This window comes from Shinella sp. WSJ-2 (assembly GCF_003432075.1).
Taxonomy (GTDB): domain Bacteria; phylum Pseudomonadota; class Alphaproteobacteria; order Rhizobiales; family Rhizobiaceae; genus Shinella.
In genome coordinates, this window is sequence record NZ_QWBU01000019.1 from 47,780 (window position 1) to 55,229 (window position 7,450).

Genomic DNA, 7,450 nt, shown 5'->3' on the forward strand with positions numbered 1-7,450 from the left:
GTCAGTCCTTTCCGGTCACGACGGGCGTATCCTCACGGCTGCCCCATTCCGACCAGGATCCATCATAGAGCGTATTGTTCTCGTGGCCCAGCGAATGGAGGGCAAGCGTGATGATGGCCGCCGTGACGCCGGAACCGCAGCTGGTGACGACAGGTTTGGAGAGATCGATGCCGGTTTCCTCGAAGTGCCGGCGCAGGCTCGCGAGATCCTTGAATTTGCCATCGACGGAGAATGTGCCCGACGGCATGCTCTTGGCACCAGGCATGTGGCCGGAGCGCATGCCGGCGCGGGGCTCCGCCTCTTCGCCTGTGAAGCGGCCAGCCCCGCGGGCATCGGCGATCTGCTTCGAGCCCGTCGAGACGATGCCGCGCATCTCCTCAAAGGAGGTGACGGCATAGGGGTTGAAATTGGTGTGGAAGACGGCGGGTGCCGGCTCGGGCAGGTCGGTTGTCAGCGGGCGCCCTTCCTTCTTCCATCCGTCGATGCCACCATCCATGACGAAGACGTTCTTCGCGCCCATCGTGCGGAACAGCCACCAGACGCGCGGCGCGGTGAAGATGCCGGGGCCGTCATGCACGACGATGGTGTCCGTGTCGGAAATGCCGAGCTTGCCGACTTCGGTGGCGAAGAATTCGGCCGAAGGGATGGTGTGCGGCAGACTGCTCGTATGGTCGGCGATGACGTCCTGATCGAAGAACACGGCGCCGGGAATGTGGCCCGCGGCATATTCCGCCGCGCCGTTGCGGTTTTGTGCGGGCAAATACCAGGAGGCATCGACCACGCGGAATTCCGGTGCGCCGAGCTGCTTTTCCACCCAATCCGCCGAGACGACGAACCTGCTCTTGTCGTTGGACATGTTTGGTCTCCCTCAGGCCTCGGAACCGGGCGCACCGAAACGGATGCGGAACCGGCGGTTCTCCTTGCCCTTCTTTTCGATCTTGGCGATGTGAATGGCGCCGACTTCCTGCGTTTCCGACACATGCGTGCCGCCGCAGGGTTGGCTGTCGATGGACGAATTCTCGCCGATGCAGACGAGGCTGACGCGGCCGAGCCCCATGGGAGGGCGCACGTTCTTGGATTTGACGATACCCGGATTGGCGGCAAGCTCCGCATCGGTGATCCACTGGACGAATATCGGGTGGTTTTCATCGACGAGCTTCATCAGCTTCGCCGTCACCTCGTCCCTGTCGATCGTGTCGGTCATGTCGAAATCGACGCGGCTGTCCTCCTCGCCCACCGCCGCCCCGGTGATCGGATAGGGGCAGACGACTGAGAGCAGGTGGCAGGCGGTGTGCATGCGCATTAGCTTGTAGCGCCGCGCCCAGTCGATATGGGCAACGACCGTCTCGCCGACGATCGGCTGCGTCTCGCCCTCCAGCGGGCGGTGGATGATGATGTCCTTCGTCGCGCCGGTGACGGCCGGGCCGAGCGCGATGCGGCTGCCGTCGGCGCGTTCGAGAAAGCCGGTATCGCCGGGCTGACCGCCCGACGTCGCGTAGAAACAGGTTTGGTCGAGCTCGATGCCGCCGTCCTCGTGCACCGCCGTCACCACTGCCTCATGTGTCGAAAGATAGAAATCGTCGCGAAAGAGAGCAGTGGTGGGAAGGGGCATGAGACCTATTCGACTGGCTGATAGGGGACCTTGATCCCCGATTTCGCCTTCAGCCATGCCGGAACGGGCAGGCCCTTCGAATCGAGGAAGTCCGGATTGAAGAGTTTCGACTGATAGCGGTTAGCATAGTCGCAGAGGATCGTCACGATCGTGTGGCCCGGACCGAGGTCGCGGGCAAGCCGGATCGCGCCGGCAATGTTGATGGCCGAAGAGCCGCCGATGGCGATGCCCTCGTTTTCGATGAGATCGAAGACGATCGGAACGGCTTCAGAGTCCGGGATATTGTAGGAGTAATCCGGCGTGAAACCCTCAAGGTTCGCCGTGATTCGGCCCTGGCCAATGCCCTCGGTGATCGAGCTGCCGGCGGACTTGAGTTCACCGTTGGTATAATAGCTGTAGAGTGCCGCGCCATCCGGATCGGCCAGCGCGATCTTGATGTTGGGGTTCTTGGACCGAAGGCCTGCGGCCACGCCGGCCAGGGTGCCGCCGGAGCCGACGGCAGAGACGAAGCCGTCGACCTTGCCATTGGTGTCGCGCCAGATCTCCGGGGCGGTCGTCTCGATATGAGCGTCGCGATTGGCGACGTTGTCGAACTGGTTGGCCCAGATCGCGCCGTGCGGTTCGGTCTTGGCGAGCTGTTCGGCAAGCCGGCCAGAAAGCTTCACATAGTTGTTCGGGTTCTTGTACGGCACCGCCGGCACTTCCACGAGCTCGGCGCCGAGGCCGCGGATGGCGTCCTTCTTTTCCTGGCTCTGGGTCTCCGGGATGACGATGATCGCACGGTAGCCGAGCGCCTTGGCGACGAGCGCGAGGCCGATGCCCGTATTGCCGGCTGTTCCCTCGACGATGACGCCGCCCGGACGCAGCTGTCCGGCCGCTTCCGCCTTGCGGATGATCGACAGCGCCGCACGGTCCTTCACCGACTGGCCGGGGTTCAGAAATTCCGCCTTGCCGAGGATTTCGCAGCCCGTTGCCTCCGAGGCGCCCTTGAGGCGGATCAGCGGCGTGTTGCCGATTGCATCCAGAACGGACGGAAGAATGGACATGGGAGACGAGCCTCGCTGTATGTGCCTAGATTTGGAACCGTCTTTTCGGCCGGCAAGCTACGCTTTGCAAGAAAACGCGTTCCCCGGAAGAGGGCTTCAAGAGGGATTTTTTCCACTGCCGCGCGCATTAGGCAAGCGGGCGCGTGTATACCACCTGCCGCACATCGATATTGCGCGCCCGAAACCCCGCCTCGCAATAATAGAAATAGAACTCCCAGAGCTTGCGAAAGCGCTCGTCGAAGCCGAGCGGCACGATGCGCTCCCAGGCCGCCCAGAAGCGGTGGCGCCATTCGGCAAGCGTGCGGGCATAATCCGGACCGAAACCCATATCCGACGCCATGCCGAGCCCGAACTGCCGACCGAGCGCCGAGAGATGCTCGCGGGTCGGCAGCATGCCGCCGGGAAAGACGTATTTCTGGATGAAGTCCGGGTTGGCCTTATAGTCCTCGAAGGCTTCCTGCAGGATGGTGATGATCTGCAGGCCGGCGCGGCCGCCGGGTTTCAGGCATTCGTTGAGCTTGGAGAAATAGGCAGGCCAGTATTTCTCGCCGACCGCTTCGAACATTTCGATGGAGACGATGCGGTCATAGGTGCCGGTCTCATCGCGATAGTCTTGGAATTTCAGCTCGACGCGGTCTGAGAGCCCGGCCTTGGCTATGCGCTCGCGGGCGAATGTGAGCTGTTCACGGCTGATCGTCAGACCCGTGACCTTGCAGCCGATCTCGCTGGCCGCAAATTCCGCAAAACCACCCCAGCCGCAGCCGATTTCCAACACATGGTCGTTTGATCCGATGCCCGTCGCTTCGGCGAGTGCGCGATATTTGGCAAGCTGCGCGGAGGTGAGGTCGTTTGCGCCTTGGGAGTAGAGCGCCGAGGAGTACGTCATCGTGGGGTCGAGCCACGCGGAATAGAAGGCATTGCCGAGATCGTAATGGGCGGAGATGTTGCGTTTCGAGCCGCGCCGCGTGTTGGCATTCAGCCAGTGACGGAACTTCTCCACCAGCAGGAAGAGGCCGCGCGGGCCGTTGGAATAGTGGCGCACCACATTGCTGTTGACGAGGATAAGCTCCATGAAGGCGCCGGCATCCGGGCTTTCCCAGTCGCCATCGATGTAACTTTCCGCAACGCCGATCACCCCGCCGCCGACGGCGCTGTGCATGAGTTTCCAGTTATGGAGCGTCACGGCGGCCCGGGGGCCTGGCATCTTGCCCGTAATGATAAAGGTCTGTCCGCCGGGGATCTTCATGGCGAGCGTGCCGGCTTCGAGCTTCACGAGGCCGCGCAGCACGAGCTGCGCCTTGAAGGGCAATCCCTTGGTTTTTTCGGAAACCGTGTCCGGCGTTAAATGCACGCCTGCGAAAAATGTATTTTCTGAAATCATTTCAATCGTCATCGATTGTCCCTCTGCCAACCCGATGTAAGGGGAAGCTAGCGTTAATGGCTCTCAACGCCAAGACGTTAATCTTGAGATGTTGGATCACAAGAAAATCGCGACACCGCTAAAATGTGCTCGACCTTTAACGGGCTGTTAGCAAACATGGTTAATTTTGCGTCTATCCGGCGCGCTGGCGGGAACGGAATCCTCGCCCGTCCGTTGGAACGGGAAAAGGAGATACGATGATGCTTTTCGGATTGTTTCGGCCCAAGTCGATCGAACATGAGGACGATGTCGCAACCGGCACCTTCGCTGACGGAATGATTGGCATGCCGCTTTCCGACGCCTTTGTCCGTTCGCGCGAACGCAACCAGGCCTTCCGCCACAGCGTAGACGAGCGCGATTACAGCATCATCCGACTGGCGGGCCAGATGGGGGCGGGGCTCGTTCCCTGATCCCGAAAAGTCCATAAATAACAGCATGTCGGGGGAACATAGTGCCTCCCGCCGTGTTTCTCCTCCATGCGAACGGAGGAATGTCCATGACCCATCACATCGATATTAGCCGCTTCACCCCGCGTGAGACCCGCGTCGTCCACGATGTTGTGGACCATTGCCGCAAGAATGGTATCGACAAGGCGCAGGAGCGAAAACTGCTTCTCCTCTTCGGCCGCTTTGCCACTCGCCACGAACTCCAGATGAACACAAAACGCCCACCGTTGAACCTCCGCTAGGGCCGGGTGCTGCGACGTTTTTGTTGGTGGCAAAAGATGGAGATCAGCATGTCGAAAAGAATGGCGACCCTTGCTCTCGGTATCTGGACGGGGCTTGCGGCTGTCGCGCACGCGCAGGAGGCAAAGGATAAGCCTGTGGCGGAGACCGGCAAGAAGCCGTCCACGATTATTTCCGAGATAGAGAGCCGGCCGGATTTCGCGCGCCTCGACTCGCTGTCTTGGAACGACAAGGGCTATTACGAAATCGAGTACCGCACCACCGATAAGGCCCGTGTTGAGATCAACATCGATGCTGCGACGGGCATCGCCGTCGATCAAGACTAGCGCCGGCCGCCGCGTTGATCTGAGAACGAATAATAAAAAGATATAGGGGCCGGCTCAATCAAGAACCGACCCCTAAACTATAATCAGCATGCTAGCTGAAGAAACTGGCTCCCCGGGCCGGATTTAAGTAGCTGATACTGCTGTCTTTTATTGTAACCCTCTTGGTTCATGCTCCTAATTTCATTTATATAGGTGTCACGGGTGTCTACACGCGTACACGTGTAGCGCGCACCTCACATTGGGAGCGATGTTAGGATCAAGATGGCGAGAAATCTGCTCACTGTCGCGGAAATAAAGGCCGCAGCGAAGCCTAAGCTCCGTGACGGCGACGGGCTATGGCTCCACACATCGAAGAGTGGAAACCGTAACTGGGTTTTTATCTTCGTGCGGCACGGCCGACGGAGAGAGATGGGACTTGGACCGTTCGGCAGCGGGACCGGGCAGGTATCTCTCGCTGCTGCCCGGCAGAAAGCAGAAGAGATTAGGACCATACTCGGCCGAGGCGGCGACCCATTCGCCGAAATGGAAGAGCGCCAGCGAAAGGTGAAACCGGTCCTCTTCGGCGAGCTTGCCGATGAGTATATTAGGACAATGTCGCCAAAGTGGCGTGGAAGGCAGACGTTGCCGGCGTGGGAGCGTTTCGCGGCGACCTACGCTAAGGGGCTCCGGAAGATACCTGTAACCGACGTCGACACCGACGCGGTTGTACGAGTGCTGACACCACTCTGGAGTTCGAAGCCCGTAACAGCGGCTAAAACCAGAGAGCGTATCAAGCTAGTGCTCGACCACGCCAAAGCCAGGGGGCTTCGGAGCGGTGACAACCCGGCGGCATGGGCTGGCCATTTGGATCAAATACTTCCTCCGCCCAAAAAACTGGTAAGGGGCCATCATGCCGCTATGCCGTATTCTGAACTACCGGCTTTTATGAAGCGACTCCGCGCGCTTCCAGGCGTGGCAGCGCGGGCGCTCGAGTTCACTATATTGACGGGAGCGCGGAGCGGCGAAACCCGGGGGGCTCCCATTACGGAGTTCGACTTGGCCAAGCGGGTTTGGACCGTGCCTAAAGAACGAATGAAGGAGCCCCGCGAGCATCGGGTGCCCCTCGGCGATCGGGCCATCGAAATAGTGAAAAAGATGAGGGACGAGGCCGTCAACGATCTCGTCTTTCCTGGAAAGAAACTAAAACGACCGTTGTCGGACGCCGCACTCGCGAATGTCCTCGATGATCTTGGTGCCTCGAAATGGACTGTGCACGGGTTCAGGTCGTGCCTATCTACATGGGCCGCCGAAGAAACGATGCACCAGCGCGAGGTAGTCGAAGCCGCACTCGCACACGCGGTTGGGGACGCTGTCGAGCGCGCATATCGCCGCGGAGACGCGCTGGCTAAGCGTCGAAAACTGATGGATGACTGGGCGGCATTTTGCGCTAGCGCAAGCTAGTAACAGATTTCGCTTGACAAAAATCTGATTTTGTAATATATGTAGATGTTAAACGTGTACGATAACTTTACCGATATCGTCAATAGACATTCGCAGACTTTTAAAATGTAGTCAAGCCCCAGAGGAGAAAAAATTGAGAGCTGACAACGACAATGTTCCCCGCCTAATCACCATGACAGAGGTGTGCGAGACCACCTCACTCAGTCGCGCCATGATCAACAAGCTCCGTGCAGCCGGGCGCTTTCCATTGGCAGTTTCCATTACCGAGCGACGGATCGTTTTCGTTCGATCGGAGGTTGAAGCTTGGCTCGATCAAAGGATCTCGGCGAGGACTGCAGCGTGATCTGCCCTTGAGCGGCTTCAGCGCGCCTTTGTTAATAGGCGCACCGGCGTTCGTTTAGCGCTCAACATCCACATCATCATCATCATGAAAACCGGCCGTGAGCCGGCCTAGGAGGAATTTTGCGTCTTATCACTACCGAAGAAGGCCTGAACATCAATCCCGCGCACGTCGTGCAGTTCACCACATTGCGGAACGGCCAGACAAGGATCCTGCTGACCACGGGCGGAGAGCAATATGTGGATACGTGCAGTGACTCCCTCCGCGACTTGTTCATCCCGGTCATCCCGGCCGCTCCTGGGTTCGTGGCGGTGTTTGCCGACGGGTTAAGCGACGGCACCTTTCACTACCGTCATCGCTCGGTAATCGCATGGCGGCTTTGCGCGTCAGGAAATTACCCAGTTTTCGAGGGCTACGCTGAAGATGCCGATGACTACGCGGTGGTGATAGACCTGTTGATTGCCACTGAGAACTGACCCGGCATAGCCCGATATTTCCATTGAGAATTGACCCATGTTTCAACCGTCCCTCGCGAGTTTTCAGCGAGGGCTGTGGAGTGATTGACATGGCGTTACTGAGC

The 7,450-nt window shown here is 59.3% G+C and carries 10 protein-coding genes; 6 read left to right on the forward strand and 4 right to left on the reverse strand.

The annotated features are described in order from the left end of the window. Nucleotide 1 precedes the first annotated feature (1 nt). The 4 genes from sseA to D0Y60_RS23310 form a co-directional block, all read right to left on the reverse strand. Complete coding sequence (gene sseA, locus D0Y60_RS23295; protein ID WP_117372338.1) at nt 2-856, reverse strand: 3-mercaptopyruvate sulfurtransferase; 855 nt, start codon at nt 854-856, stop codon at nt 2-4. A gap of 12 nt (nt 857-868) precedes the next feature. Then, nucleotides 869-1,612, reverse strand: coding sequence for an alanyl-tRNA editing protein (locus tag D0Y60_RS23300; protein WP_117372339.1), 744 nt, complete (start codon nt 1,610-1,612; stop codon nt 869-871). Between the two features lie 5 nt (nt 1,613-1,617). Beyond that, on the reverse strand, nt 1,618-2,658 hold the full coding sequence (locus tag D0Y60_RS23305) for a cysteine synthase A (RefSeq protein ID WP_117372340.1): 1,041 nt from the start codon (nt 2,656-2,658) through the stop codon (nt 1,618-1,620). 127 nt (nt 2,659-2,785) lie between these two features. Then, entirely contained in the window at nt 2,786-4,051 is a 1,266-nt protein-coding gene (locus tag D0Y60_RS23310; protein ID WP_117372341.1) for a cyclopropane-fatty-acyl-phospholipid synthase family protein, read from the reverse strand. Nucleotides 4,052-4,275: 224 nt separating this feature from the next. On the opposite strand from D0Y60_RS23310, the gene D0Y60_RS23315 reads away from it, so the two are divergent. The 6 genes from D0Y60_RS23315 to D0Y60_RS23340 all read left to right on the forward strand — a co-directional run bounded on the left by D0Y60_RS23315 (nt 4,276) and on the right by D0Y60_RS23340 (nt 7,346). Beyond that, nucleotides 4,276-4,488, forward strand: a complete 213-nt coding sequence (locus tag D0Y60_RS23315) for a hypothetical protein (protein WP_117372342.1) — start codon at nt 4,276-4,278, stop codon at nt 4,486-4,488. Nucleotides 4,489-4,574: 86 nt separating this feature from the next. Then, complete coding sequence (locus D0Y60_RS23320) at nt 4,575-4,766, forward strand: hypothetical protein (RefSeq protein ID WP_117372343.1); 192 nt, start codon at nt 4,575-4,577, stop codon at nt 4,764-4,766. Between the two features lie 48 nt (nt 4,767-4,814). After that, nucleotides 4,815-5,090, forward strand: a complete 276-nt coding sequence (locus D0Y60_RS23325; protein WP_245409282.1) for a PepSY domain-containing protein — start codon at nt 4,815-4,817, stop codon at nt 5,088-5,090. A 261-nt stretch (nt 5,091-5,351) separates the two neighbouring features. Then, nucleotides 5,352-6,530 (forward strand): site-specific integrase, encoded by a 1,179-nt coding sequence (locus tag D0Y60_RS23330; protein WP_117372344.1) that lies wholly within the window; start codon nt 5,352-5,354, stop codon nt 6,528-6,530. A 172-nt stretch (nt 6,531-6,702) separates the two neighbouring features. Beyond that, entirely contained in the window at nt 6,703-6,873 is a 171-nt protein-coding gene (locus D0Y60_RS23335; RefSeq protein ID WP_117372347.1) for an AlpA family phage regulatory protein, read from the forward strand. Between the two features lie 119 nt (nt 6,874-6,992). Next, entirely contained in the window at nt 6,993-7,346 is a 354-nt protein-coding gene (locus tag D0Y60_RS23340) for a hypothetical protein (protein WP_117372345.1), read from the forward strand. The last annotated feature ends 104 nt before the right edge of the window (nt 7,347-7,450 follow it).

Coding starts and splice junctions, on each gene's coding strand:
- sseA (WP_117372338.1), bottom strand. CDS start 856: ATGTCCAACGACAAGAGCAGGTTCGTCGTCTCGGCGGATTGGGTGGAA.
- D0Y60_RS23300 (WP_117372339.1), bottom strand. CDS start 1,612: ATGCCCCTTCCCACCACTGCTCTCTTTCGCGACGATTTCTATCTTTCG.
- D0Y60_RS23305 (WP_117372340.1), bottom strand. CDS start 2,658: ATGTCCATTCTTCCGTCCGTTCTGGATGCAATCGGCAACACGCCGCTG.
- D0Y60_RS23310 (WP_117372341.1), bottom strand. CDS start 4,051: ATGACGATTGAAATGATTTCAGAAAATACATTTTTCGCAGGCGTGCAT.
- D0Y60_RS23315 (WP_117372342.1), top strand. CDS start 4,276: ATGATGCTTTTCGGATTGTTTCGGCCCAAGTCGATCGAACATGAGGAC.
- D0Y60_RS23320 (WP_117372343.1), top strand. CDS start 4,575: ATGACCCATCACATCGATATTAGCCGCTTCACCCCGCGTGAGACCCGC.
- D0Y60_RS23325 (WP_245409282.1), top strand. CDS start 4,815: ATGTCGAAAAGAATGGCGACCCTTGCTCTCGGTATCTGGACGGGGCTT.
- D0Y60_RS23330 (WP_117372344.1), top strand. CDS start 5,352: ATGGCGAGAAATCTGCTCACTGTCGCGGAAATAAAGGCCGCAGCGAAG.
- D0Y60_RS23335 (WP_117372347.1), top strand. CDS start 6,703: ATGACAGAGGTGTGCGAGACCACCTCACTCAGTCGCGCCATGATCAAC.